Genomic DNA, 24,709 nt, shown 5'->3' with positions numbered 1-24,709 from the left:
AGTCTATGAGCAAGATCCTGATCGAAAAACTGGTCGCCCTGATCGAATCCGGTGAGGAAACCCGCGCCGGGCTGGCTCGGGCCGCCGGGCTGCACGCCAACAGCCTGCGCAGCCTGGGGCAGGAGGACTGGAACCCGACCGCCGAAACGCTCGGCAAGCTGGAAACTTATCTGGCGCGCGGCGGTAGCGGGGTAATGGCGAGCGCGGAAGAGATTATCAACGAGGCGCGCAACGGGCGCATGTATATCCTGGTCGATGACGAGGACCGCGAGAACGAGGGCGATCTGATCATCCCGGCGCAGATGGCGACCCCCGATGCGATCAATTTCATGGCCAAATATGGCCGCGGTCTGATCTGCCTGGCGATGACCCGCGACCGGGTCGAGGAACTGGGCCTTGACATGATGAGCCAGAACAATCGCGGCGCCTATGAGACCGCCTTCACCATTTCGATCGAGGCGCGCGACGGCGTCACCACCGGGATCAGCGCTGCTGACCGGGCGCGCACCGTGGCCGTGGCGATCGACCGGACCAAGGGCAAGGAAGAGATTGTCACTCCCGGCCATGTCTTTCCGCTGCAGGCACGCAATGGCGGGGTGCTGGTCCGCGCCGGCCATACCGAAGCGGCGGTCGATGTCTCGCGGCTGGCCGGCCTCAACCCGTCCGGTGTAATCTGCGAGATCATGAAGGATGACGGCGAGATGGCGCGGCTCGACGATCTGATCGAATTTGCCCAGCATCACGGCATGAAGATCGGCACGATCCGCGACCTGATCGCTTATCGCCTGCGCCACGACCATCTGACCGAACGGCGGGAGGAAGCGCGTTTCACCAGCCGCTGGGGCGGGGAATGGACGGCCATTACCTATTATAATATGGCCACCGAAAGCGAACAGATCGTGTTGCAGAAAGGCCATGTCGACCCCGACCAGCCGACTCTGGTGCGGATGCACGCGACGGCGATGTTCCCAGACCTGTTCGGGCTCGAGACCGGACGCCCCAACATGTTGCAGGAATCGATGAAGATCATCGGCGAAGAAGGCTCGGGGATCATTGTATTCATCAGCCCGCGCCTGCCCGATTTCTATTCGGCTCAGGTCCGCAGCCTCGGAGGCGGAAAGCCGCCGCCGATGGATCAGCAGCGCGACTATGGCGTCGGTGCGCAGATTCTGAGCGAGCTCGGTGTCCATGATATGGAATTGCTGACCAATACCAGCCATGATCTGGTCGGGCTCGACGCTTATGGCCTGCGGATTGTCGCCCAGCGCGAAGTGCAGGCCAGCGACAGCGACCCGGCATAGAAATAAGCGGAATGGGCCTGACCGGCCCGTCGTCCTGATCTAATCCAGGGCCTGCAACGAACATCCACCCGATCCTGACAAATGGTCAGGATGACCCGATTGAAAGAGACAGAAAATGGCAAAATTCCTGATCGTCGAAGCGCGTTTTTACGACCATCTCAACGACATGCTGATCGAGGGCGCGACCGATGCGCTTGAGGCGGCGGGGCACGAGCACGAGATCATCACCGTGCCCGGCGCGCTGGAAATTCCCGGCGCGATCTCGATGGCGATCGACAGCGAACAATATGACGGCTTTGTCGCGATCGGCGTGGTGATCCGCGGCGAGACCTATCATTTCGAGATTGTTGCCGGTGAAAGCGCGCGCGGTATCATGGCCTTGTCGATGGACGGCGCGGCGGTCGGCAACGGCATCATCACGACGGAAAATGAGGAGCAGGCGCTGGCCCGCGCGGACAAGACGCGCAAGAACAAGGGCGGCGAAGCGGCCCAGGCGGCGATAGCGATGTATGAACTGGGGTTGAAATTCAGCGCCTAGCAGCGGCAGGATCATTGTCCTGCCGCCGTCAGGGCAAATGGCTTACTGGGTACCGGCAAGCGCGGCTTTGAACTGGTCTTCGGTCATCGTGATCGAAACACCGTCCGGCTGGGCCATGAACGCTTCGACCGGCAGCTGAACCGGTACGCCTTCATGCTCGACCGTCACGAATTCGGTATCATTTTCCTTGATGGTGCCGATGACTGCGGCGCCGGTTACGGTTTTCACTTCGGTGCCGGGGGTCAGGGCAGCCAGCAGCTTGGCTCTGGCATCGGCCGCCGCTTTTTCAACAGCAGCGTCCAGATCAACCTTGGTCATCGTGATCGACAAGCCGTTTTCTGCCTTGGCAAAGGCGTCTGGCGACAGTGCGGCCTTGTTGTTGCCGGTATCGATTACCACGGCGCCACCAGCGACGGATTCAACCGTACCCACGGGACCGCCATTGGGTCCGAACACCTTCATACCGGCTTCCACTTTGACTGCCGTGGCAGCATCTTGCGCCAGGGCCGGGGTAGCCGCAAGCAGCGCAGCGCCGGTCACGAGGGTCAGAAAATTCTTCATATTTTACTCCTTGGGGTTACAAAAATGGCATTTTTCCATACAATCCGCTCGCTAAAAAGCGACGGTTGCCTTTGTTAAGGCGATTGAGGCGAGTCGACGCAGAGGCAGGACAAAAGACAAATCAGCGATGATCTGCCGCAGGGGACCGGCTCCGGAAGAGCCGGTCCTCGCGCCACCGGCGCCCTGATTCAGGCCGCTTTTTGCGTCCGCTTGTGAATGCCTTCTCTGACCTCCTCGATGATCTTGCCACAGAATGCGTCAAGGTCGCCCGGATCGCGCGAGGTGATCAGGCCGTTGTCGACGACCACTTCGCTATCCTCGAATTGCGCGCCCGCGTTGATCAGGTCGGTCTTGATCGAAGGATAGCCGGTAACCTTGCGACCCTGCACCAGATCCGCCTCGATCAGCAGCCACGGCGCATGGCAGATGGCGGCAAGCGGTTTGCCGGCATCGAAAAAAGCGGTCACGAATTCGACGGCCTTATTCTCCACCCGCAACAGGTCGGGGTTCATCTGTCCGCCCGGCAGGACCAGCGCGTCAAAATCGCCTTCTCTGGCTTCGTCCAATGTGATGTCGACCGCGATGCTTTCGCCCCAGTCCTTTTTATCCCAGCTTCTGATCGAACCGCTCTCCAGCGACACGATAGTGATGTCCGCCCCGGCTTCGGCGAGCTGTTTTCTGGGTTCGAAAAGTTCCGATTTCTCAAAACCGTCCGTTGCCAATATGGCTATTTTTGCATTTGAAATGTTGGTCATTTCTATCGTCCTTTCGTTGGGGGTTATGAGGAATCTACGCAGCGGAAAGCGGATTGGTTCCAGCCAATTCCCGCCGCCGGATTTCTGCTCGGGTCGGGGAACCAATCCGTGAGGGATGCGTAAGTCAGGCAGGTCCCGCGCTCCGCCCGTTCGTCGAGCGCGCCAAAACGAAAGGAAGATAATCTTATGACAACGACCATCAAATCCGCAGAACTTCGAGAAATGAAAAGCGATATCAAGAAAACCGACCGTGCCGAAATGGCAGCAAAGCTCGGTGATGCTCTGGCGTCGACGGTTGTGCTTTATCACAAGACCCAGTCGGTCCACTGGAATGTGACCGGCCCCCAGTTTCACGGCGTCCATATGCTGACCGAAGGCCAGTATGAAGATCTGGCGGCCTCGATCGACGAAATTGCCGAAAGGATCCGGGCGCTCGGCGCAAAAACGCCGGTTGGCCTGTCGACCTATGTCAATAATAGCGTGATCGACGACCAGACCGACTGGGGTGATGTCGAAGCCATGCTGAAGCAGCTTTCAAACGACAATCTCGCCGTCGCCGACCAGATGCGCGAATTTGTAAAAACCGCAGAGGAAGCCGATGACGTCTTCACCGCCGACCTGCTGACCGCGCGAATCGGCGCTCTGGAAGAAGCATCATGGATGCTCTCATCCAGCTTGTAACCCATCCTCGATAAATAGAAAAAGCAGGAATGACATATGAAAAAATTGGATAAAACCCGTGCCCGTCAGGGCTTCACCACCCGCCATATGATCATGGTGCTGGGCATATCGACCCTGTTGGCGGTCGTGGCGCTAGCCGCTGTGACGGGTTTCTTCTGAGCCAATTTTCAAAGATTGCCACTTCCACCTTGCCCGCTTCTGCCTCTGCAGAAGCGGGCTTTTTTTGCGGGCCGGCCTGCCCGGATATCTCCATTCTTTTTCCGGTATCACCGTTCCGGGCAGCGATCCGTGCCCGCCCGGCCTTGCCCCGAGCCGTGGAATGACTTGACCCTCAAACGTTCTTCTATATTTTAGAACATATCATGAACACTATCGATTCGGATTCGGGACAGGCTGTCGAGCCTTCACCGGACACCCCCTCTGCTGTACCTCCGGCAAGCCCGGCAAAAGCCTCTGCCTTGCGGACCAAGCTCGCCAGAATATTGGCGGCTTCCGGTGTGAGAACATCGGAAGATAAAGACGCGCCGTCGCATTTCGGCTTCGGAGTCGAGGCGATTGATAGCGCCTTGCGTGGCAATGCGAAAGCCGACGGCCTGCCGCGGGCGGCGTTGCACGAACTGCATGCGGAGAGCAAGGATGACCGGACCAGCGCCGCGGCAATGGCGCTGTTGCTGGCGCAGCGTTGCCGGAACCTGGATCAGGAGGCGCGCCCCGTCCTGTGGGTCAGCGAAAGCGGCGAGGCGAGACGGCAGGGCCGGCTCTACCCGCCGGGACTGGCGGAGCTGGGAATTGATCCCGACAGCATCCTCCATGTCGATGCGCCCGACAGTATCGCGGCACTGCGCGCGGCCGCCGACGGGGTGCGATCACCGGCGATGGCGGCGGTGATCATCGAACTGGCCGGAAAGAAGCCCAGGGGTCTCGACCTGACCGCCACTCGCCGCCTGTCGCTGTCGGCGCAGAAATCCGGTGTTCTCAGCCTGATGCTGCGCTCCAACAGCGATCCGGACAACCCCCTGCCGACCGCTGCCTTCAGCCGCTGGTTGGTGGCTGCGGCGCCTTCGCTCGCGCTGGAGGCCAATGCTCCGGGCCATCCTGCTTTCGATATCAAATTGCTGCGCCATCGCAGCGGGCTTTACGGGCTGAGCGCCCGACTGGAGTGGAACCGTGACGATCAAGTCTTCCGCGAGCAACACAGCGAGCAGAGCGCGCCGGATACTGGCGCTGTCCCTGCCCTGGCTGCCGTCCGAACGGATCATCAGGGCACACGGGCCGCCTGACCATCCCTTCGCGCTAACCGAGAAAATCCGCGGCGCGATGGTGATCATGGCGGCGGACCGGCAGGCCGTATCGCTGGGACTCGGCCCGGGGATGAAGCTTGCCGACGCGCGGGCGCGGGTGCCGGACCTGCATGCCTTTGATCATCAGCCGCTGGCCGACGCCGACCTGCTGTCGCGACTGGCCGAAGCCTGCGAGCGCTATACGCCGATGGTCGCGGTCGAGCCGCCTCATGCGCTGATCCTCGACATTACCGGCGCGGCGCATCTCCACGGCAATGAGGAACGGCTGGCGCAGGACGCCGAGGATAGACTCGACGCTGCGGGTTATAGCGCCTGCTGGGCTCTGGCCGGAACCGCCGATGCCGCATTGGCGCTGGCACGGCACGGTCTGAAGGAAGGCGCGGAGGCCCAGCTGCCGGTGGCGGCGCTGGCGATGGACGCAAAGACCCACCAGTCGCTGGAACGGGCCGGGCTCTATCATATTGGCGATCTGGCCGAGCGACCGCGCGCCAATCTGGCGGCACGCTTCGGGATGGAGCTGACGGTGCGGCTGGACCGGATATTGGGACTCGAGGATCGGCCGATTGATCCGCTGCGCCGGATCGGCAATGTCGTCACCGAGCGACGCTTTGCCGAACCGCTGACCCATATCGACGGCGCGCTGACCTGCCTGTCGGAATTATTTGCCGAAGCCTCCGAACGACTCAACGAGCGCGGCCAGGGCGCGCGGATGATCCGGATGATGCTGTTCCGCTGCGATGGCGATGTCGCGCGGCTCGGTCTGGAAACCGGCGCGCCGACCCGCGATGCAGCCCTTTTCAAACGCCTGCTACGCGAACGGATCGAGGCGCTCAACGACGAACTCAACCCCGGTTTCGGCTATGATCTGATCCGGCTGAGCATTGTCGCTTCCGAAGCGCTCGCGCCGCAGCAGTTGCGGCTCGAGGGCGGCGAGGACCGGCGCGGCGATGCGGTCTCTCTCGTCAGCCAGCTCAGCACCAGAATGGGCCGCGACCGGGTGCAGAAATTTGCCGCCGCCGACAGCCATATTCCCGAACAGGGCCTGCTCGCCCTGCCCGCGCTCAACGCTCCGCCGCCGGTGCCGTGGCAGCGGCAGTCTCCCGACAATCCGCCGATGCGGCCTTTGCACATGTTCGACCCGCCGCAGCGCGTGCAGGTGATCGCCGAAGTCCCCGACGGCCCGCCCTATCGCTTCACCTGGCGGCGCAAGAGTCACCAGGTGATGCGCTATGAAGGGCCCGAGCGGATCGCCTCGGAATGGTGGCAGCGCAAGGACGGACAGCAACCCGGCAAGGGCGGCCTGACCCGCGACTATTATCGCGTCGAGGACGCCCGTGGCCGGCGCTACTGGCTGTTCCGGCACGGGCTTTATGGCGAGGAAAAAGCAAACCCGGACTGGTATGTGCATGGGCTGTTTGCGTGATGGAGAATATCTGTTGCCCAAAATCCGTTCGTGTCGAGCCTTTCGACAGGTTCAGGGTAAACTTCGGCAGTTCCTGCCGAAGTCGAGACACCTCTAGCAGCCTCTCGACTTCGCTCGAGGCGAACGGATATGTCTGAATTCGCCGAACTGGCGGCTTCCACCCATTACAGTTTCCTGCGCGGCGCCTCCTCCCCCGCCGACATGGTGCTGCAGGCAATGGCGCTGGGCATGACCGGGATCGGCATTGCCGACCGCAACAGCGTTGCCGGTGTCGTGCGGGCGCATGGTGCCCTGCGTCGGGCGCGCGAGGATGCGGCGGAAGAGGGGCTGATGCTGCCGGATTGCAAGCTGATCGTCGGGTCGCGGCTGGTCTTTGCCGACGAAACGCCGGAAGTGATTGTCTATCCCCGCAACCGGCGCGGCTGGGGGCGGCTGACCCGGCTGCTCTCGACCGGCAATTTGCGGGCGGAGAAGGGGGATTGTTTTCTCTATGCGGCGGATTTGCTGGAATGGTGTGACGAGGACTGGGCTTTAATCATCCTCCCTGAAGCGTCAGCTTCGGGGAGGGGGACCGTCAGCCAGAGCGAAACGGCGGCTGATGGTGGAGGGGTTAGCGGCGGGGGCACTACACTGAAGGCACCCCTCCACCATCCTGCGCATGGTCCCCCTCCCCACGCTGCGCGCGGGGAGGAAATATTGGGGCGACTCCGCTCTCTCACGCCCCATATCTGGCTGGGCGCAGTCATGCCGCGTTCCGGACCGGACAAGCGTCATCTTGCCAGGCTGCACCGCCTCTCCGAAGCGACCGGCATCCCGCTCCTGGCAACCAACAACCCGCTCTATGCAACGCCCGAACAGCGTCCGCTCCACGACATCCTGACCTGCATCGCCGAGAAGACCACGATTCCCAAAGCGGGCCGCCTGCTCGCTGCCAATGCCGAACGCTTTCTCAAGCCCCCCGCAGAAATGGCGCGCCTGTTCCGGGACTATCCGGAAGCGATACCCGAAACTCAGAAACTGCTGAGCTTGATCACCTTCACGCTCGATGAACTGAGCTACCATTATCCCGAAGAACCGGTGCCCGAAGGCTGGACGCCGCAAGGCTGGCTCGCCCATCTGACCTGGACCGCCGCCCATGAGCGGCATGGGGACAACCTGCCGGAGCGGTTGCGGTCCAAGGTGGAAGAGGAATTGCGGCTGATCGAAAAAATGGATTATGCGCCCTATTTCCTGACCGTCCACGACATTGTCAAATTTGCCCAGACCCAGAATATTCTCTGCCAGGGGCGCGGATCGGCGGCGAACAGCGCGGTCTGCTATCTGCTCGGCATCACCTCGGCCGATCCGATGGAACATGACCTGCTCTTCTCGCGCTTCATCTCCGAGGAACGGCGCGAGCCGCCGGATATCGACGTCGACTTCGAACATGAGCGACGCGAGGAGGTGATCCAGTATATCTATGCCCGCTATGGCCGCCACCGCGCCGGGATTGCCGCGACGGTGATCCACTATCGCTCGCGCAGCGCGATCCGCGAGGTCGGCAAGGCGCTCGGCCTGTCGGAGGATATCACCAGCCGTCTGTCGAGCACCGTCTGGGGCAGCCACGGCGGCAAACAGCCTGACAAGCGCTTTGCCGAGACCGGCCTCGACCCGGACAATCCGGAAATCCGGCGGCTCGGCGATCTGGTGCAGCAGATCCTGCAATTTCCCCGCCATCTGTCGCAGCATGTCGGCGGTTTCGTGCTGACCCAGGACCGGCTCGACGAAACCGTGCCGATCCACAATGCGGCGATGGACGACCGCACCTTCATCGAGTGGGACAAGAATGATATCGACACGCTCGGCCTGATGAAGGTGGATATATTGGCGCTGGGGATGCTGACCTGTATCCGCAAGGCCTTTGATATGCTTAATATATTAGAGGGGCGTATTAATGAACCGTGCTCCGCACTTGATGCGGAGCCCTGCACGGAGGTCAGCGATCGCGGCCCCGAGCTCCGCATCAAGTGCGGAGCACAAGCCCTCACCCTCCAGAACGTCCCGCACGAGGATCCGGCGACCTATGACATGCTGTGCAGGGGCGACAGTATCGGCGTGTTCCAGGTCGAAAGCCGCGCCCAGATCAACATGCTGCCACGGCTGAAACCGCGCGAATTCTATGATCTGGTGATCCAGGTGGCGATTGTCCGGCCGGGGCCGATCGAGGGCGAAATGGTCCATCCCTATTTGCGGCGGCGGTCGGGCGTGGAAAAGGTCACCCTGCCCTCGCCCGCCCCGCCGCATGATCCGGACGAGCTGAAATCCGTGCTCGGCCGAACCTTCGGCGTGCCGCTGTTCCAGGAACAGGCGATGAAGCTGGCGATTGTTGCCGCCGATTTTTCGCCAGCCGATGCCAACAAGCTGCGCCGGGCGATGGCGACCTTTCGCAATGTCGGCACGATCCACCATTTCGAGGCGAAGATGATCGAGGGTATGGCCGCCAAGGGCTATGAGCGGGAATTTGCCGAGCGCTGCTACAAGCAGATCCAGGGCTTCGGCAGCTACGGCTTTCCCGAAAGCCACGCGATCAGCTTTGCCCGGCTGGTCTATGTGTCGAGCTGGATCAAGTGCCACCATCCGGCGGTGTTCGCGGCGGCCTTGCTCAATTCACAACCGATGGGATTTTACGCGCCGGCGCAGATTGTCCGCGACGCGCGCGAACACGGGGTGGAAGTGCGGGAGCCGGATGTGAATTACAGCGAGTGGGATAACCGGGTGGAGAAAAACTCCCCCCTCCGCATCGGGCTGCGCCAGATCGACGGTTTCCGTGAAGCCTGGGCGGAACAAATCCTCGCCGCCCGCCCCTTCCGGACCATCGAGGAACTCGCCCATAAAGCCAACCTCCCCGCCCGCGCCCTGCGTCTGCTCGCCGATGCCGATGCCTGCCGGTCGCTGGGGCTCGACCGGCGGCAGGCCTTGTGGGAAGTGCGCCGGACTCCGGTCAACACCTTGCCGCTGTTCGAGGCCGCACAAGCCAAGGAACTGGGGCAGGAGCAAGACGCCCGTCTGCCCGCGATGACCAAGGGTGAGCATGTCGTTGCAGACTATCAAAGCGTCCGCCTGTCGCTGAAAGGCCATCCGATGGAATTTCTGCGCGAACGCTTGCGGGAAATCGGCGTCCTCAGCTGCGCGGAACTGGCAAAGGCAAAAAACGGCTCGCAGGCGAAAGTCGCCGGCGTTGTCCTGATCCGCCAGCGGCCCGGCAAGGGCAATGCGGTGTTCATCACGCTGGAGGATGAAAGCGGAGTCGCCAACCTGCTGCTCTGGGCCAGCCGCTTTGAGAAGATGCGCCGTCCGGTGATGGCGGCCCGGCTTATGCTCGCCACCGGAGAGGTTCAGCGCAGCGTCGAGGGCGTGACCCATCTAATGACCACGCGCGTCGAGGATTATACGTTCATGCTCGACGAGATTACCGACCACGACCGGCCGGATATCCCCATGGCCCGCGCCGACGAGGTCAGGCGGCCCATCTATCGCAACGAGGACCGCTGGGCGGCCCGCCAGCAAGAGCCGGCGGCAGGACCGCAGCCTGCCTATCCCCGCCACGGGCATCCGCGCAATGTTCGGATTCTACCGAAATCCCGCGATTTTCACTAAACGGTGGGAAAGCGGAATTGAGCCCGCGCAATGTTCATCGGTTGATCGCGTCCCGTTCGACCGATTCTTCGACACGCCCGTCCCGCTGCACGAGATAGGCGGGCAATTCTGTCGCGGTCATTGGTATTCCGAACAGATATCCCTGGACCATATGCGCGCCGACCCGCTTGGCAATGATCAGCTGGAGCTCGTCTTCCACTCCTTCGAGCAGGCAATCCACGCCAAGCGTTTTCGCCATTCCGACCAGCGACTGCAGAAATTTTTCCGTCATCGGATTCGCTACATCATTGAGGAAGGAGCGGTCCACTTTCAGCTTGCTGATCGGAAGCGACCGCAAATAGCTGAAATTGGAATAGCCGGTGCCGAAATCATCAAGCGCCAGCGGGTGCCCTAGCGCCGCCAGCCGCAACATATTGCTGCTGGCCTTGTGCGTATCCGCCATCATCGCGGTTTCGGTAACCTCGAATTCCAGCAGCGCCGGATCCAGACCGCTGGCTTTCACCTGTGCGATAATCTGGCTGATGATCTGGTCGGACAGCAAATCTTGGCCCGACAGGTTGATCGACAGCGGGACCGGCTCATGCCAGCGTTTCAGTGCAGCAATGGCCTGCTTCAGCACCGCGAGGGTGATATTGGCAATCAGGCCGCTTTCCTCGGCAACCGCGATGAACCACGCGGGCAGGATTTCTCCAATCACGGGACTGTTCCACCGGGCGAGCGCCTCGGCCCGGACAATCCGGTTTTCCCCAAGGTCGAACTGCGGCTGGAAGAGCAATTCGATTTCGGTGTCGAAATCGGCAACGCGCAGGGCTTGCTCGATCCTGAACCGTTCGGCCGCCACCGCGGCATGTTCCTCACAGAACACGACGACCCGGTTCTTGCCGTGCTTTTTCGCGTGCAGCAAAGCAAAATCGGCATCCCGGACAAGCTGGGCGTCGCTAACCGCCGGGTCGATCCGGTGACAGCCGATGGATGCGGAAATCTGCACCAGACGATCCTCGATCAGATAGACCCGTCCGATATATTCCAGCAGCCCACGGCACCAGGCTTCGACGACGCACGGTTCCGCGCTGTTGGACAGGATTATATTGAATTCATCACCCCCCATGCGGCTGAGATGGGCCTTGCTGCCGCAATAATCCTGCATGCGGACGGCAACTTCTTTCAGCAGTTCGTCGCCGATTAAATGGCCATAACCGTCGTTTACCGCCTTGAACCCGTCGAGATCCAGCAACACCAGCCAGTTGGCAAAACCCGCGCCTTCCTCGCGCTTGCTCAGCTGGAAGGCCTCGAAAAAGGCACGGCGGTTGGGCAGGCCGGTCAGGCTGTCGGAAAGCGACAGATAGCGCATTTCCTCGCTGAGCATCTCCGCCCGTTCCAGCCGGTTTTCCGCCTCATGCCGGGCGAGGGCGGTGCGGGCAATGGTCCGGCGGAGGAAGATCGTGATGGCGATCGCCGTCATTGCTGCGGCCGATGTGACAAAGGCATAGTTGAACAGCAGCTCGGGCGCATTGTGCACCAATGTGTAGAACAGCCCGGCGATCACCGCGGCGATCGAAACCAGCGCCTGCTTGATGCTGGTGCAGGCGAGCGCAAAGACCATGACCATGATGACGAAATAGACCAGATCGGTCTGGGCAAATTTGATCTCCATCGCGATCATCACATTTGCCAGCATGAACATATTGGCGATCGTCGTGATAATGTGCAGATCAGCGAATGTGTCAGGCTTGCGCAATCCGTACCAGAAAAAGGCGAGAACCGCACTGGCGATGGAGGAGGCAGTGACGATGGCCAGCAGCGCCGACCCGCTGTGGACCCCGAAATGCATCAGCGTCAGCACAGCATAATAGACCGCCGCTACCCCGAAATATCCCCGGATCATCGGGCGATAAATGGTGGCGACAATCGGGGTGATATCCGGACGGAGCGAAGGGGGTGCTATGGTCATATGTTCCGCCTGCGCGCCTATTCGGATAAAGTTAATAATCTGTATTTACGGTATTTTTTTCCTCACTTAATGGCATGCTGCTCTGCGCCAGACCCATTGTCCGCACCCGCAGCAACGACAGCGGTCGAGCCGGTGCGCGGAAATCGTCTGTGAGCCAGCCGAAAGTCTTTTGATATATGCGCCATCTGCGGTGCCTATACGTGCAAGAACCACCGGCTAATGCCTTGCATATCCCGCCCGAACTCCCTATAGTATCATTTGTAACTATAACGCGCCACGGCGCCTGTTGTCCCGAGGAAATATTGTGGCTGATCTGTTTGAAAATCCCGTTGGTCTCGACGGTTTTGAATTTGTCGAATTTTGCGCGCCCGAGCGCGGCGTACTCGAACCGGTGTTCGAAGTCATGGGCTTCACCCGCATCGCCCAGCACCGCAGCAAGGATGTCCATCTGTGGCGGCAGGGTGGCATCAACCTGATCATCAATTACGAGCCGAAGTCGGCCGCCTGGTATTTTGCCCGCGAGCACGGCCCTTCGGCCTGCGGCATGGCTTTCCGGGTGAAAGACGCGCGCAAGGCCTATGCCTGGCTGCTCGAAAAAGGCGCCGAGCCGGTGCATGTCGAGACCGGACCGATGGAATTGCATATCCCCGCGATCCGCGGCATCGGCGGCGCAATCCTCTATCTGGTCGACCGCTATGACGGCGGCGAGCGCGGCGAGAATCTGTCGATCTACGATATTGATTTTGAATATCTGCCGGGCGTGGACCGCAATCCGGTCGGCGCCGGCTTCCACACGATCGATCACCTGACCCACAATGTCTATGGCGGCCGGATGAAATATTGGGCGGACTATTACGAGACCCTTTTCAACTTCCGCGAGATCCGCTTCTTTGACATCAAGGGCGAATATACCGGCCTGACCTCCAAAGCGCTGACCGCGCCCGACGGCAAGATCCGCATCCCGCTCAACGAGGAAGGCGAAGGCGGCAAGGGCCAGATCGAGGAATTTTTGCGCGAATTCAACGGCGAAGGCATCCAGCATATCGCGCTGATCTGCGACGATCTGGTCGCCTGCTGGGACCGGCTCAAGAAACTCGGCGTACCGTTTATGACCGCGCCGCCAGCAACCTATTACGAGATGCTCGACGGTCGCCTGCCCGGCCATGGCGAAGACGTAAACGCGCTGCAGACGCGTGGCATATTGCTCGACGGCACCACGGAGGGCGGCGAGCCGCGACTGTTGCTGCAGATTTTTGCCGAAGCACAGGTCGGACCGGTTTTCTTTGAATTCATCCAGAGAAAGGGCGATGACGGTTTTGGCGAGGGCAATTTCAAGGCCCTGTTCGAGAGCATCGAACGCGATCAGGTCGCGCGCGGGGTGCTGAATGTAGAGGAGCCTGCATGATGGCCGCACCAAAAATCAATGGCATCCACCATGTAGCCTATCGCTGCAAGGACGCCAAAGAGACAGTCGATTTTTACCAGCGCGTGATGGGCATGGAATTCCAGCTTGCCTTTGCCGAAAATGAAGTCCCCTCGACCGGCGAGCACGACCCCTATATGCACATCTTCCTCGATGCCGGCGGCGGCAATATCCTCGCCTTTTTCGAGCTGCCCGAGCAGCCAGACATGGACCGCGACCAGAATACACCGGCGTGGGTCCAGCATATTGCCTTCAAGGTGGGTTCGCTCGACGACCTGATGGCGGCCAAGGCCAATGCAGAGGCCGAAGGGCTGGAAGTGCTCGGCCCGACCCATCACGGGATTTTCAAGTCGATCTATTTCTTCGATCCCAACGGCCACCGGCTGGAACTGGCCTGCGATATCGGCACGGACGAAGAGATGGCCGAATTGCGCCGCGTCGCCCCCGCCATGCTCGAGGAATGGAGCCGGACGAAGAAGGCACCGCAACATGCCGCCTGGCTGCACGCAAAGGTGCGCGACGAGCATTAGGTTTTCGCATTGAACAATGCCGTGCTCCTGCGTAGGCAGGAGTCCATCTCCCGAAGTTTCCGCTAGAGGCAATGGTGAGAGATGGGCCCCCGCCTTCGCGGGGGAACGGAGCAGGATGAAGGAACGCACATGAAACTCGCTACCCTGAAAAATGACACCCGCGACGGCCGTCTGGTCGTGGTCTCGAAAGACCTCACCCGCTGCTGCGAAGCGAGCAATATCGCGCCGACCCTGCAGGCGGCGCTCGACGACTGGGAACAATGCGCGCCGAAGCTGGAAGCGCTCTACCGCGACGTCGAACATGAAACCGTACCCTGCGAGCGCTTTCACGAGCGGCTCGCCGAATCCCCGCTGCCCCGCGCCTATCAATGGGCCGACGGCAGCGCCTATATCAATCATGTCGAACTGGTCCGCAAAGCCCGCGGCGCCGAAGTGCCGGAGAGCTTCTATACAGATCCCCTGATGTATCAGGGCGGCAGCGACGCCTTCCTCGGCCCGCGCGACGATATCCCGCTCGGCGACCCCAAATGGGGCTGTGACATGGAAGGCGAAGTCGCGGTCATCACCGATGATGTGCCACCCGGCGTCAGCAGCGAGGAAGCCGCCGACCATATCAAGCTGGTCATGCTGTGCAATGACGTCAGCCTGCGCGGCCTGATCCCCGGCGAATTGGCCAAGGGCTTCGGCTTTTTCCAGTCGAAACCGCCATCGGCTTTCTCCCCGGTCTGCGTGACCCCAGACGAACTGGGCGACGCTTGGAAGGGCTCGGTCATCCACCTGCCGCTGCAGGTCGACTATAACCGCGAGCCCTTCGGCCGCGCCAATGCCGGCAAGGACGCGACCTTCAGCCTCGCCGATCTGGTCGCCCATGCCGCCAAGACCCGCCCCCTGTGCGCCGGCACGATCATCGGTTCCGGCACCGTCTCCAACCAGGGCCCCGACGGCGATCCCGGCAAGCCGGTCAGCGAAGGCGGCCTGGGCTATAGCTGTATCGCCGAAATCCGGATGATCGAAACGATCAACGACGGCGAGGCGAAGACCCCGTTCATGAGCGCTGGGGACACGGTGAAAATCCAGATGCTGGATGCAAACGGCCATTCGATCTTTGGCGCGATCCGGCAGGAGGTTGTGGCGGTTTGATGGGGTTTAATCTCCGCAGATAATGCAGAAGGTGGAGAAAGCGCTGGAGGCATAAGCCCTGCCCGGCATTCAGCCCGCAGGAGCCGTCCCGCGGGCACGCGTCCGTCCTCCGATCAGGAAATGCAGCGGCGCCGCGACCAGAATCAGCAGGATGCCGAGACCGCCCGCTTCCAAACCAGTTCCGTAGAGCACCCAACAGCAGAAGCCGAGGCCAACCACCGCCAGGGTGCGCTGAACATGCGCCACCAGAGCGGCAATGCAAATGGCGGCATAGAACCAGATCGCCGAAGCGGTCGTCAGCCGCAGCAGGAAGTCCAGCACTCTCTCGCCGATGCCTGTCGCGCTCCCGAGCATCAGTATAATCGCCAGCAGGCTACCCAGCAGCAAGGGTCGCGCCGCCACGTCGTGGCGGTTGGCCGGCGCCATATAGTCGGGCAGCTGGCCATCGCGGACCATGCCCAGCGGGAGCTCGCCCATGAACAGGATGATGCCGTTGATACAACCGATCGCGGAGATCGCGGCGAATAATGCCACGGCATTTCCCGCCCACGGTCCCAGAAAACGCGTGACAAAATAGGCGATCGGGGCGGAGCTGGCAGACAGTTCGTCCGCCGGGCTTGCCATCATGATACCGGTGCTCACGATCATATAGATGACAAGCACCAGCGCGAGACCGAGTAATGTGCCACGCACGACGTTGCGAGCCGGGTCGCGCACCCGTTCCGCCACCAGGCCCGCGGATTCGAAGCCGAGCAGGGCGAAAAATGTGATCGCCAGCGCCGGCGTCAGCGACGCCGCCGAAAAGGGAGCCAGCGGCGCCTGGCTATAGGTCGCCGGCGCGCTCACGGCGAGCCACGCGACGATTGCAATGACAACGACGAGCGGTACGAGCTTGAGCAACGTGGCGGTCACCTGAAAATTGCCGGCGCTGCGCACGCCGCGGATATTGATCGTGGTCAATGCGGCAACAATTGCCGTTCCGCCGATCGCTTGCTCCAGGGGGCCGTGGGGAAGCGACGGGAACAGATGCAGCAGATAGGCGGCACCGGCCATGGCGACCACCGCGGCGCTGCCGATCAGGGAAACCCAGTAGCTCCAGGCGATCACCCGCCCCGGAAGCAGCCCGAGAATGTCACCACAGATCGTCAATATGCTAGGCTCCTGGCATCGCTGGATCGTGAGATCGGCGATGATGCGGGCAATAGCCAGTACGCCCATGCCGCCGACGATCCAGCTGACCGCACCGGTCCAGCCAAGCGGCGCAAGCTGTCCAGGCAGAACAAAAATACCCGCACCAATCATCGTCCCCACGACCATCGCGGTCGCCGTCCAGACACCGAATGGTCTTTCCAATTTGGCCATGTAACTTGTCCCCCCCGGACAGAGACTTGCATGTAACTTGCTTTTTACAAAGAAATTTATTGGATCGAGGGGTTCCGGCAGGATGTTGTGGCGGTTTGACGGGGTTGGTTTTGCCGACCGCTAAGTCCCGAAACGGACGATCACAACCCGGGTCTAGCCGCTGATTGCCGCGTCCATTCTCGAGCGCCACTCCACCAGGGCGGGCCGGCTTGCAAAGGCCTCGGCAAATTCGGGAGTCGCGCCGGAAAACCCGGTGGTGCTGACGCCGTAAATCGCAAAATCCGCGACGCTGGGCCTATCTGCATGGAAAAACGGATCTCGCGCGAGCAATGTTACAAGATTGCCCAGCCGCAGCGCGAGCTCGGCAATCAGCATTTCCTCTGGCAGTCGCCCCAGCCCTTGCGCCTGAGGTTGTTTGCCGACCAGACGCCGCAAAATGGGTTTCGCGAACAGGCGAAGCGGGGCGGGCACGAATTTGCGGTTTTCCGCAAGCGTACGCGGCTCGTTCTTGTCGCTCCAGCGCAGCGCCTGAACATACCAGTAAAGCGATTCATCGCTCCAATCTTCCAGCAGATATTGCCGGGCTGCGGTCGCGGGATCCTCTGCGATCAAAGGGGGTGATGGCTGCTGTGCGTCCAGCCGGCGCAAGATCAGGCTGGAATCAAACAGGACATCCGTTCCAAACAGGGCGATAGGGACTTTGCCGGTTTGCGGGTTCAGTTTTCTGAGTTCGGCAATACCGACATATTCCCGATGTTTGAACGGCAGTCGCTTGTAGGCCGTCGCGGCTTTCACCTTTGTTACAAAAGGGGAAATGGACGGACCGATGATGGTGATGCTTGAAATATCCGCCTCCCTGTCTGCTCTACATTACGCATGGGTTAGGATGCCGGCCACCCCCAAAAATATGACCACCCCAACCAAGGGAATGAATGGGAAGACATTTAAACGACGTAGCAAAAACACTCTCAAATCGGCACCGCCGTCTCGTATTTGATCCGCTCCATCGCGAAGCTCGCCGACACATCGGACAGCGGCACCGCCTTGATCAGTTTCTTGTAGACCCGGTCATAGTCAGCGACGTCGCGGACCAGCAGTTTGAGCATATAGTCGACCTCGCCGGCCATCCGGTAGAATTCGACCACTTCCTCGATTGAAGAGGCAGCCGCGGCAAATTTTGTCAGCCATTGGTCGCTATGGTCGCTGGTCCGCACGGCGACAAACACGGTCATGTTCAGGCCGACCGCTTCCGGATCGACGATCGCCACCCGGCGGGCGATGATACCGTCCGCCTCCATCCGCTTGATCCGCCGCCAGCAGGCATTGGTCGAGAGGCTGAGCTGCGCCGCGAGATTTTCCAGCGACAGGCTGGCGTCCCGCTGCAAGGCTTTCAGGATATTCCGGTCATTATCATCAATATTTTTTATCTTCTGTCTCATATCCGGAATATTATCACATTATTATCGCAAGGCCATCAAATAATGACAAGGATTTTCCGCATCAGCATCAGCATCAGCATCACCATGATCCATGCAGATCAACAGAGAGGAATTGGCCATGCTGGATATTGTAGACCGGGAACGCGGAGACAAGTTGCAGTCGCTATCGGCGCTGATCGGCAATACGCCGATGATCAAGATCCTGGCGCGATATCAGGGACAGGAGGTCACCGTCTATGCCAAGGCGGAAATGTACAATCTCTCCGGCAGTATCAAGGACCGCATGGCACTGGCGATCCTGCAGGATGCGATCCGGCGCGGCGATCTGCAGCCCGGCCAGACAATTGTCGAGGCAACCAGCGGCAATAGCGGGATATCCTTTGCCGCTATTGGCAGCGCGCTCGGCCACCCGGTTACCATCTTCATGCCCGACTGGGTCAGCGCCGAGCGCGGCGCCCTGCTCGCCGTATATGGCGCCGACGTCCGGCTGGTCTCGCGCTCGGATGGCGGCTTTCTTGGCTGCATGACCGCCGCCGAACATTGCGCACGGCAGGGTGCCTATCTGCCGCGCCAGTTTTCCAACCCGGTCAATGCCGACGAACATGCGCAGGGCACCGGCCCCGAAATATGGCGACAGGTTGCGACCGACGGCGCCGCTCTGGGTGGCTTTGTCGCCGGCGTCGGCACCGGCGGCACGGTGATGGGGATCGGCCGCTATCTCAAGGACCGCGATGCCGGCATCCGCGTGCACCCGGTCGAACCGCTGGAATCCCCCACCCTGTCGGTCGGTCACAAATGCGGCCAGCACCGGGTGCAGGGCCTGTCGGACGAATTCATCCCCGCCCTTCTCGACCTGTCCGAACTGGACGGCGTGATCGGCGTGCACGACGGCGACGCGATCCTGATGGCGCAGCAGCTGCTCCGCCAGTTCGGTCTCGGCGTCGGCATTTCCAGCGGCATCAATCTGGTCGCCGCCATCCGCCTCGCACTGGAGCAGCCGGCCGCCGCCGACGGCACGCGCAAGGCGGTGGCGACCATTTTCGCCGACAGTAACAGCAAATATCTGTCAACCGATCTGGCGAAGGACGAACCCTGCCGGGACGGCTATTGGACGCCGCAGATGGAACTGTTGGATATCGAGACTATCCGCTGAGCTTGGCGATATTGCGTTCGTCAGCGGTAACCACATCGACCGCCAGGCCGATCAGGTCAGTGTCTTCCGGTGCATCGGGCAGGACGCCGATGGCGGGCAGGCCCAGCTCGTCCTCCAGCCACAGGCTCGCCGCGCCGCGGCTGGCTTTGCCATAAGGCATGACGTAGCTTTTGATCACCGCCTTGCCGCTGAAGAAATGGTCCGGCTTGACATGATCCGGCTTCGGGATGCGCACGGGTTCGGCGATCCGGTCGGGCGACCAGCCGCCAGCCACCGGCTGAGCGGCGTAGATGCCCACCGATTCCTTGTTGATCACGCCGCCATTGGCGGAGATCATGCCCGGCTTGCTGCCGTCCTTGCGCAGCGCCTGGACCAGCGCGACAATGCCATGGGCGCTGTAGCTGTTGCCCGGTCCGCCAAAGAAACTGAGCCCGCCAGTCAGGGTGTAGGAAGACAGCGACCTGTCGGGTGATCCCAGCGCGTCCATCGCCAGCGAAACCGCCACCGGGAAACAGCTATATATGTCAATCGGGCCGAGATCCGCAGCATCCACTTCCGCCAGTTCCAGCGCTTTCGGGAAAGCCACCTGCATCGCCGGGGACACCGACAGATCATCCTGCAGGCTCATCAGCGGCACGCTCGCGTCGGCGCCACTGTGCAGATAGATCATCTTGTCTTCGGATATGCCCAGTGCCGCGGCATGGCCCGCCGTGGTCAGGATCACCGCCGCGCCCAGTTCGACCGCATCCTGCGCCACCATCCAGCGGCGATAGGGGTCGTTGAGCCGATAATTGCCATGATCGTCGGCGAGCAATTCTTCCGCCGTCCAGTCGCGGGCAAATTGCGCATGCTCGCGGGTCAGCGATACGCCAGCAAAAGCTGCCCACAATTTGGCCATGTCTTTCGCATAGCTGTCGCGATCCATGCCAATCCGCGCACGCCGGGCATTTTCGACAATGCCGTAGGCCATTGGCATGTTGATAATCCCCTGCCGCCATTCATAGGCGGTCAGCATCTTGTCTTCCTGGGTGATCAGATCGGTCATGTCGCGGGTCGCCGGCTGGTTCCAGTCCAGCTCATGACCGCTGCGCCGCGCCCGTTTGACGGTGCCCATATTCTCGGCGCTGGACAGGACCACCGCCTTATATTCGCCGGCATGGACTTGGGCCGCGAGCTTGTTGAGATGCTTCTGCGGACTCTGCCCCCCGACATCGCCATAGAGCAGATGTTCGGGATCGAGGCCAGAGGCCGTGGCCACCGCTTCGGGGAGATTTTCCGGCGAGCCGCAATCATGCGGCAGACCGCTGTCGTGGAAAAGGCGAATCGAGAGCAGGCAGTCAATCGACGCCGCCAGTTTTTCTCCGGCACCGCTGTCGGCCAGCGCCTGCTTCACCGCCGCCGAGGCAAGGTCAACCGTCGAGGGCCATTCAAGCCCTTGCGATTGCTTCAGTTTTGCGCCGCTTGCCTCGCCGACACCGATTAGTACCGGTGCCTTGGGATCTGCCAATTCCATCCTAATTCCCTCAAAATAAACAGTTCATCAATCGATTAAACATGATAACAGCATGCTGTAATCATGCACTAGCTAAAATGGAGAATATTGAATGAGCGGCTGGCCGGAACTTAAATGGGACACGGAACCGACAGGCCCCCTGAAGGGCTTGAAAATCGTCGACATGTCTACCGTCGTCCTTGGTCCTTTTGCCACTCTCAATTTTGCCGACATGGGCGCCGACGTCATCAAGATTGAAAATGGCGAAGGCAAATTCGGCGGCGACATGATGCGCCATGCCGGTGACAATCCGACCGGTGACCTCGGCCCGATCTTCACCTCGCTCAATCGCAACAAGAAATCGGTCACGCTCAACGGCAAGAATGAAGACGATAAGGCCGTCATCCTCGAGCTGCTGAAACATGCCGATGTGTTTTTCCACAATGTCCGGCTAGCCGGCATGGAACGGCTCGGCCTCGACTATGAAAGCGTCAAGGCGATCAACCCCGGCATCGTCTATGTCCATTGCGCCGGCTTCGGCAAGGGCGGCGAATATGAAAAGCGCCAGGCCTATGACGATCTGATCCAGTGCGCCTCCGGCTTCGCCAGCCTGTTCGAGATGCGCGGCGACAGCGGGCGGCCGCTCTACATGCCGTCACTGGTCGCCGACAAGACGATCGGCCTGTTCGCGGTCAATGCCACGCTCGCGGCGATGTATCACAAGGAGAAGACCGGCGAGGGACAATTTGTCCAGGTACCGATGTACGAAGCCTTCACCTGGTTCAACATGGTCGAGAATCTGTGGGGCGAGACCTTCATTCCGGGCAATGGCAAGCTGGCCTATACACGATCGATCAACGCCAACCGCAAACCCTATCCGACCAAGGACGGCTACATCGGTCTGGTGCCCTATAATGATGCGCAATGGCGGAAATTTTTCGAGCTGGGCGGCAAGCCCGGGGTCTTTGACGAACCCCGCTTTTCCGACTATTCGCAGCGAACCAAGAATATCACCGCGCTTTATGCCCTGATCGAGGAGATTGCCGCGACCAAGACTACGGAGGAATGGCTGCCGCTGCTCGACGAACATAATATTCCGGCGATGCGCTATAACAAGATGGAAGATGTACTGACCGATCCGCATCTCCAGCAGGTCGGTTTCTGGCAGGAACGCGAAGGCGAGAAGATCGGCAAATATAGAACGATCAAACATCCGGTGCACTATTCCGCCAGCCCGGCCAATATCTACGCCGATCCGCCGACTCTGGGTGCGGACAATGACGAAATACGCGGAGCACTGAACATGCCCGCCAACGACGACTGATATAATAATATAAACAACGGGATGAGGCCTGAACCATGAATTTTGATTTTTCCGACGATCAAAAGTTTCTTCGAGACGAAGCGCGCAAGTTTCTGGAAGCCCAATGCACCACCGCGCATGTCCGCGAAGTGCTGGACGATGACAGCAAGAGCCACAATGAAGGCGTCTGGAAGCAGATTGTCGAAATGGGCTGGCTCGGCGCAGCGATCCCCGAAGAATATGGCGGGCTTGGTCTCGGCATGCTCGAGCTTTGCGTGATTGCCGAGGAACTGGGCCGCGTGCTGGCGCCGGTTCCGTTCGGGTCATCGGCCTATTTCTTTGCCGAGGCGCTAAAACTGGCGGGCAGCGACGAGCAGAAATCGCAATTGCTACCAAAAGTGGCCGACGGCAGCCTGATCGGCTGCATTGCGGTCAGCGAAGGGCCGGGCGAGATCAAGGCCGGCACTATTGCCACGCGGCTGAAGGACGGCGTGATCTCCGGCAAGAAAATCCCTGTCACCGATGGCGATATCGCCACCCACGCCATCGTGCTGGTGAAGGACGGCAGCGGCGAGAGCCTCGTCATTGTCGACCTCAACCAGAGCGGCGTATCGCGCGAACCGGTCAAGACGCTCGAACCGACGCGCAGCCATGCGACGATCAGTTTCGACGGCGCATCAGCCGAGCTTCTCGGCGAAGCGGGCAATGGCATGGCGCTGCTCGACCAGATCAACGACCGGGCAGCGGTCTTGCTCGCTTTCGAACAACTGGGCGGCGCGTCGCGCTGCCTCGAAATGGCCAATGACTATGCCAAGGAACGCGTCGCATTCGGCCGCGCCATTGGCGGCAACCAGGCAATCAAGCACAAGCTGGCCGACATGTATGTGAAGAATGAAGTCGCCCGCTCCAACGCTTATTATGGCGCATGGGCGCTGTCGAGCGACGCCGCCGAGCTGCCCGAAGCGGCAGCGGCCGCCCGGGTCGCGGCCTCGGAGGCCTACTGGTTTGCCTCGAAAGAGAATATCCAGACCCACGGCGGCATGGGCTTCACCTGGGAAGTGGATTGCCACCTCTTCTACCGCCGCGCCAAATTGCTGGCCGTGCAGGCGGGCAGCCCGGCGGTCTGGAAAGAGAAGCTGGTCAGCGCGCTCGAAGCGAAAAATGGTTAGAAGGAATTAGACATGGATTTCAACGACACACCAGAAGAAGCAGAATTTCGCGCCGAAGCGAACGCCTTTCTCTCGCAGCATCTCAAGCCCAAGACGCCGGGCGCCTTGCGTTCGGTTGGCCGCGAGGATTTTCTCGAGCGCGCCAAGGCCTGGCAGAAGACCAAGGCGGAAGGCGGCTTTGCGCAGATCACCTGGCCCAAGGAAATGGGCGGCCGCGGCGGCACCGTGATGCAACAGGTCATCTGGGGCCAGGAAGAAGCCAAATTTGACGCGCCGACCGGCCCGTTCGCAATCGGCCTCGGGATGTGCGTGCCGACGGTGATTGCCTTCGGATCGGACGAGCATAAGAAACGCTATGTCCAGAAAGCCCTGATGGGCGAGGAAATCTGGTGCCAGCTCTTTTCCGAGCCGGCAGCCGGGTCGGATGTTGCCGGTCTCAAGACAAAAGCGGTCAAAGATGGCGACGAATGGGTCATAAATGGTCAGAAAGTGTGGACTTCCGGTGCCCATTATTCCGATTATGGTATCCTTCTGGTCCGTACCGACCCCAATGTGCCCAAGCACAAGGGCCTGACCATGTTCATCGTCGACATGAAGCAGAAGGGCGTCGATGTGCGGCCGATCCATCAGGCGTCCGGCGGCAAGGAATTTAACGAGGTCTATTTCACCGATGTCCGCATTCCCGACAGCGACCGGCTCGGCGAGCCCGGCATGGGCTGGAAGGTCGCGCTCGTCACCCTGATGAACGAACGGCTCGCAGTTGGTGGTTCACCGGGTCCCGACTGGAAGGAAATCATGGATTATGCGCGCTCCGCCGGCACATTGTCCGACCAAGCCTTCCGCGCCAAACTGGCCGACTGGTATGTCGCGGCGCAGGGTTACAAGCTGACCAAATTCCGCACCCAGACCGCTCTGTCGCGTGGTGAAACACCAGGTCCGGAAAATGCCATCGGCAAGATCATCAACGCCAACCATCTGCAGGATATCTGCAACAGCGCGATCGAGATGCAGGACCATTTCGGCCTGATCGTCGACAAGGACGAAGCGCCGTCCGATGCGATTTTCCAGGAAAGCTTCATGTGGGCGCCGGGCCTGAGAATCGCCGGCGGTACCGACGAGATCCTGAAAAATATCATCGCCGAACGGGTGCTGGGCCTGCCGCAGGATGTGCGGGTAGACAAAGACAAGACCTTCGCGGAAATGAACTAGGAAACAGATGATGACCGCACAACCCGTCCATGTCGTCGCCAATTTCACCGTCCAGGACGCGGCGAAATATCGCGAATATGAAAAGGGATTTTTTCCGATCCTCAAACGGCATGGCGGGGAGTTCATTACTTATGATGACGGCAGTGTCACCTTCGAAGGCGCAGCTCCGCCCGAAGGCCGGGTGGTGATGTTCCGCTTCCCCAACGAAACGGCGGCCACGGCCTGGTATAAGGATCCCGATTATCAGGCTCTGTCCGAGCATCGCCGCGCCGGCACGACGCTGCAGTTCCTGACCATGGTGCACAGCATTCCGCCGCGCGACTAGGCTGCGACCAAAAGTCC

At 60.7% G+C, this 24,709-nt stretch carries 22 protein-coding genes; 15 read left to right on the top strand and 7 right to left on the bottom strand.

Annotation, left to right across the window (positions count from 1 at the left end; all coding sequences use genetic code 11):
- Positions 1 to 5 precede the first annotated feature (5 nt).
- Complete coding sequence (gene ribB / locus BOSE62_RS14370) at positions 6 to 1,301, top strand: 3,4-dihydroxy-2-butanone-4-phosphate synthase (RefSeq protein WP_159647352.1); 1,296 nt, start codon at positions 6 to 8, stop codon at positions 1,299 to 1,301.
- Positions 1,302 to 1,416: 115 nt separating this feature from the next.
- A complete protein-coding gene (ribH, locus tag BOSE62_RS14365; protein ID WP_159647350.1) occupies positions 1,417 to 1,839 on the top strand; it encodes a 6,7-dimethyl-8-ribityllumazine synthase in 423 nt (140 codons plus the stop codon).
- 42 nt (positions 1,840 to 1,881) lie between these two features.
- On the opposite strand, the gene BOSE62_RS14360 is transcribed toward ribH, so the two are convergent.
- The gene (locus tag BOSE62_RS14360) at positions 1,882 to 2,400 is read right to left on the bottom strand and encodes a hypothetical protein (RefSeq protein ID WP_159647348.1); all 519 of its coding nucleotides are present in this window, start codon (positions 2,398 to 2,400) and stop codon (positions 1,882 to 1,884) included.
- A gap of 188 nt (positions 2,401 to 2,588) precedes the next feature.
- On the bottom strand, positions 2,589 to 3,155 hold the full coding sequence (locus tag BOSE62_RS14355; protein ID WP_159647346.1) for a type 1 glutamine amidotransferase domain-containing protein: 567 nt from the start codon (positions 3,153 to 3,155) through the stop codon (positions 2,589 to 2,591).
- A gap of 186 nt (positions 3,156 to 3,341) precedes the next feature.
- On the opposite strand from BOSE62_RS14355, the gene BOSE62_RS14350 reads away from it, so the two are divergent.
- The 5 genes from BOSE62_RS14350 to BOSE62_RS14335 all read left to right on the top strand — a co-directional run bounded on the left by BOSE62_RS14350 (position 3,342) and on the right by BOSE62_RS14335 (position 10,196).
- Positions 3,342 to 3,836, top strand: a complete 495-nt coding sequence (locus tag BOSE62_RS14350; protein WP_159647344.1) for a Dps family protein — start codon at positions 3,342 to 3,344, stop codon at positions 3,834 to 3,836.
- A gap of 36 nt (positions 3,837 to 3,872) precedes the next feature.
- Positions 3,873 to 3,995 (top strand): hypothetical protein, encoded by a 123-nt coding sequence (locus tag BOSE62_RS17550; protein ID WP_268893912.1) that lies wholly within the window; start codon positions 3,873 to 3,875, stop codon positions 3,993 to 3,995.
- 203 nt (positions 3,996 to 4,198) lie between these two features.
- Positions 4,199 to 5,116: an ImuA family protein gene (locus tag BOSE62_RS14345; protein ID WP_159647342.1), complete on the top strand. Its 918-nt coding sequence runs from the start codon at positions 4,199 to 4,201 to the stop codon at positions 5,114 to 5,116.
- Positions 5,004 to 6,560 (top strand): Y-family DNA polymerase, encoded by a 1,557-nt coding sequence (locus BOSE62_RS14340; RefSeq protein ID WP_236554054.1) that lies wholly within the window; start codon positions 5,004 to 5,006, stop codon positions 6,558 to 6,560. The genes BOSE62_RS14345 and BOSE62_RS14340 overlap by 113 nt, the downstream gene beginning before the upstream one ends.
- 129 nt (positions 6,561 to 6,689) lie before the next feature.
- Positions 6,690 to 10,196 carry an error-prone DNA polymerase gene (locus tag BOSE62_RS14335; RefSeq protein ID WP_159647340.1) on the top strand — a complete coding sequence of 1,169 codons (3,507 nt, stop codon included), beginning with the start codon at positions 6,690 to 6,692 and terminating at the stop codon, positions 10,194 to 10,196.
- 34 nt (positions 10,197 to 10,230) lie between these two features.
- Here BOSE62_RS14335 and BOSE62_RS14330 read toward each other — a convergent pair whose 3' ends face one another.
- Positions 10,231 to 12,147, bottom strand: coding sequence for a putative bifunctional diguanylate cyclase/phosphodiesterase (locus BOSE62_RS14330; RefSeq protein WP_159647338.1), 1,917 nt, complete (start codon positions 12,145 to 12,147; stop codon positions 10,231 to 10,233).
- 304 nt (positions 12,148 to 12,451) lie between these two features.
- Here BOSE62_RS14330 and hppD point away from each other — a divergent pair, with 304 nt between their 5' ends.
- From hppD to BOSE62_RS14315, 3 genes are all read left to right on the top strand, one after another.
- A complete protein-coding gene (hppD, locus tag BOSE62_RS14325) occupies positions 12,452 to 13,552 on the top strand; it encodes a 4-hydroxyphenylpyruvate dioxygenase (protein WP_159647336.1) in 1,101 nt (366 codons plus the stop codon).
- Complete coding sequence (locus BOSE62_RS14320) at positions 13,552 to 14,100, top strand: VOC family protein (protein WP_159648069.1); 549 nt, start codon at positions 13,552 to 13,554, stop codon at positions 14,098 to 14,100. Before hppD ends, BOSE62_RS14320 begins: the two co-directional genes overlap by 1 nt.
- Before the next feature lie 129 nt (positions 14,101 to 14,229).
- The gene (locus BOSE62_RS14315; protein WP_159647334.1) at positions 14,230 to 15,240 is read left to right on the top strand and encodes a fumarylacetoacetate hydrolase family protein; all 1,011 of its coding nucleotides are present in this window, start codon (positions 14,230 to 14,232) and stop codon (positions 15,238 to 15,240) included.
- 69 nt (positions 15,241 to 15,309) lie between these two features.
- On the opposite strand, the gene BOSE62_RS14310 is transcribed toward BOSE62_RS14315, so the two are convergent.
- From BOSE62_RS14310 to BOSE62_RS14300, 3 genes are all read right to left on the bottom strand, one after another.
- Positions 15,310 to 16,602 (bottom strand): APC family permease, encoded by a 1,293-nt coding sequence (locus tag BOSE62_RS14310; protein WP_159647332.1) that lies wholly within the window; start codon positions 16,600 to 16,602, stop codon positions 15,310 to 15,312.
- A 153-nt stretch (positions 16,603 to 16,755) separates the two neighbouring features.
- On the bottom strand, positions 16,756 to 17,418 hold the full coding sequence (locus tag BOSE62_RS14305) for a glutathione S-transferase family protein (RefSeq protein WP_268893919.1): 663 nt from the start codon (positions 17,416 to 17,418) through the stop codon (positions 16,756 to 16,758).
- A gap of 152 nt (positions 17,419 to 17,570) precedes the next feature.
- The gene (locus BOSE62_RS14300; RefSeq protein ID WP_159647328.1) at positions 17,571 to 18,041 is read right to left on the bottom strand and encodes an Lrp/AsnC family transcriptional regulator; all 471 of its coding nucleotides are present in this window, start codon (positions 18,039 to 18,041) and stop codon (positions 17,571 to 17,573) included.
- Between the two features lie 118 nt (positions 18,042 to 18,159).
- Here BOSE62_RS14300 and BOSE62_RS14295 point away from each other — a divergent pair, with 118 nt between their 5' ends.
- Positions 18,160 to 19,194, top strand: coding sequence for a PLP-dependent cysteine synthase family protein (locus BOSE62_RS14295; RefSeq protein ID WP_159647326.1), 1,035 nt, complete (start codon positions 18,160 to 18,162; stop codon positions 19,192 to 19,194).
- Here BOSE62_RS14295 and BOSE62_RS14290 read toward each other — a convergent pair.
- Positions 19,184 to 20,707 (bottom strand): hypothetical protein, encoded by a 1,524-nt coding sequence (locus tag BOSE62_RS14290; RefSeq protein WP_159647324.1) that lies wholly within the window; start codon positions 20,705 to 20,707, stop codon positions 19,184 to 19,186. The genes BOSE62_RS14295 and BOSE62_RS14290 overlap by 11 nt on opposite strands.
- Positions 20,708 to 20,798: 91 nt before the next feature.
- On the opposite strand from BOSE62_RS14290, the gene BOSE62_RS14285 reads away from it, so the two are divergent.
- Genes BOSE62_RS14285 through BOSE62_RS14270 form a run of 4 tightly spaced genes read left to right on the top strand, consistent with a single transcriptional unit; the run spans position 20,799 to position 24,692 of the window.
- A complete protein-coding gene (locus BOSE62_RS14285; protein ID WP_159647322.1) occupies positions 20,799 to 22,010 on the top strand; it encodes a CaiB/BaiF CoA transferase family protein in 1,212 nt (403 codons plus the stop codon).
- Between the two features lie 35 nt (positions 22,011 to 22,045).
- The gene (locus tag BOSE62_RS14280; protein WP_159647320.1) at positions 22,046 to 23,158 is read left to right on the top strand and encodes an acyl-CoA dehydrogenase family protein; all 1,113 of its coding nucleotides are present in this window, start codon (positions 22,046 to 22,048) and stop codon (positions 23,156 to 23,158) included.
- Positions 23,159 to 23,170: 12 nt separating this feature from the next.
- Positions 23,171 to 24,367, top strand: coding sequence for an acyl-CoA dehydrogenase family protein (locus tag BOSE62_RS14275; protein ID WP_159647318.1), 1,197 nt, complete (start codon positions 23,171 to 23,173; stop codon positions 24,365 to 24,367).
- Between the two features lie 10 nt (positions 24,368 to 24,377).
- Entirely contained in the window at positions 24,378 to 24,692 is a 315-nt protein-coding gene (locus BOSE62_RS14270) for a DUF1330 domain-containing protein (protein ID WP_159647316.1), read from the top strand.
- The last annotated feature ends 17 nt before the right edge of the window (positions 24,693 to 24,709 follow it).

Origin of the sequence: Sphingorhabdus sp. 109, from assembly GCF_902506555.1 — a bacterium.
In the GTDB taxonomy this organism is placed as follows: Bacteria; Pseudomonadota; Alphaproteobacteria; order Sphingomonadales; family Sphingomonadaceae; genus Parasphingorhabdus.
Note: the sequence above shows the minus strand (reverse complement) of the source record. Positions and strands in the feature narration are given on the sequence as shown.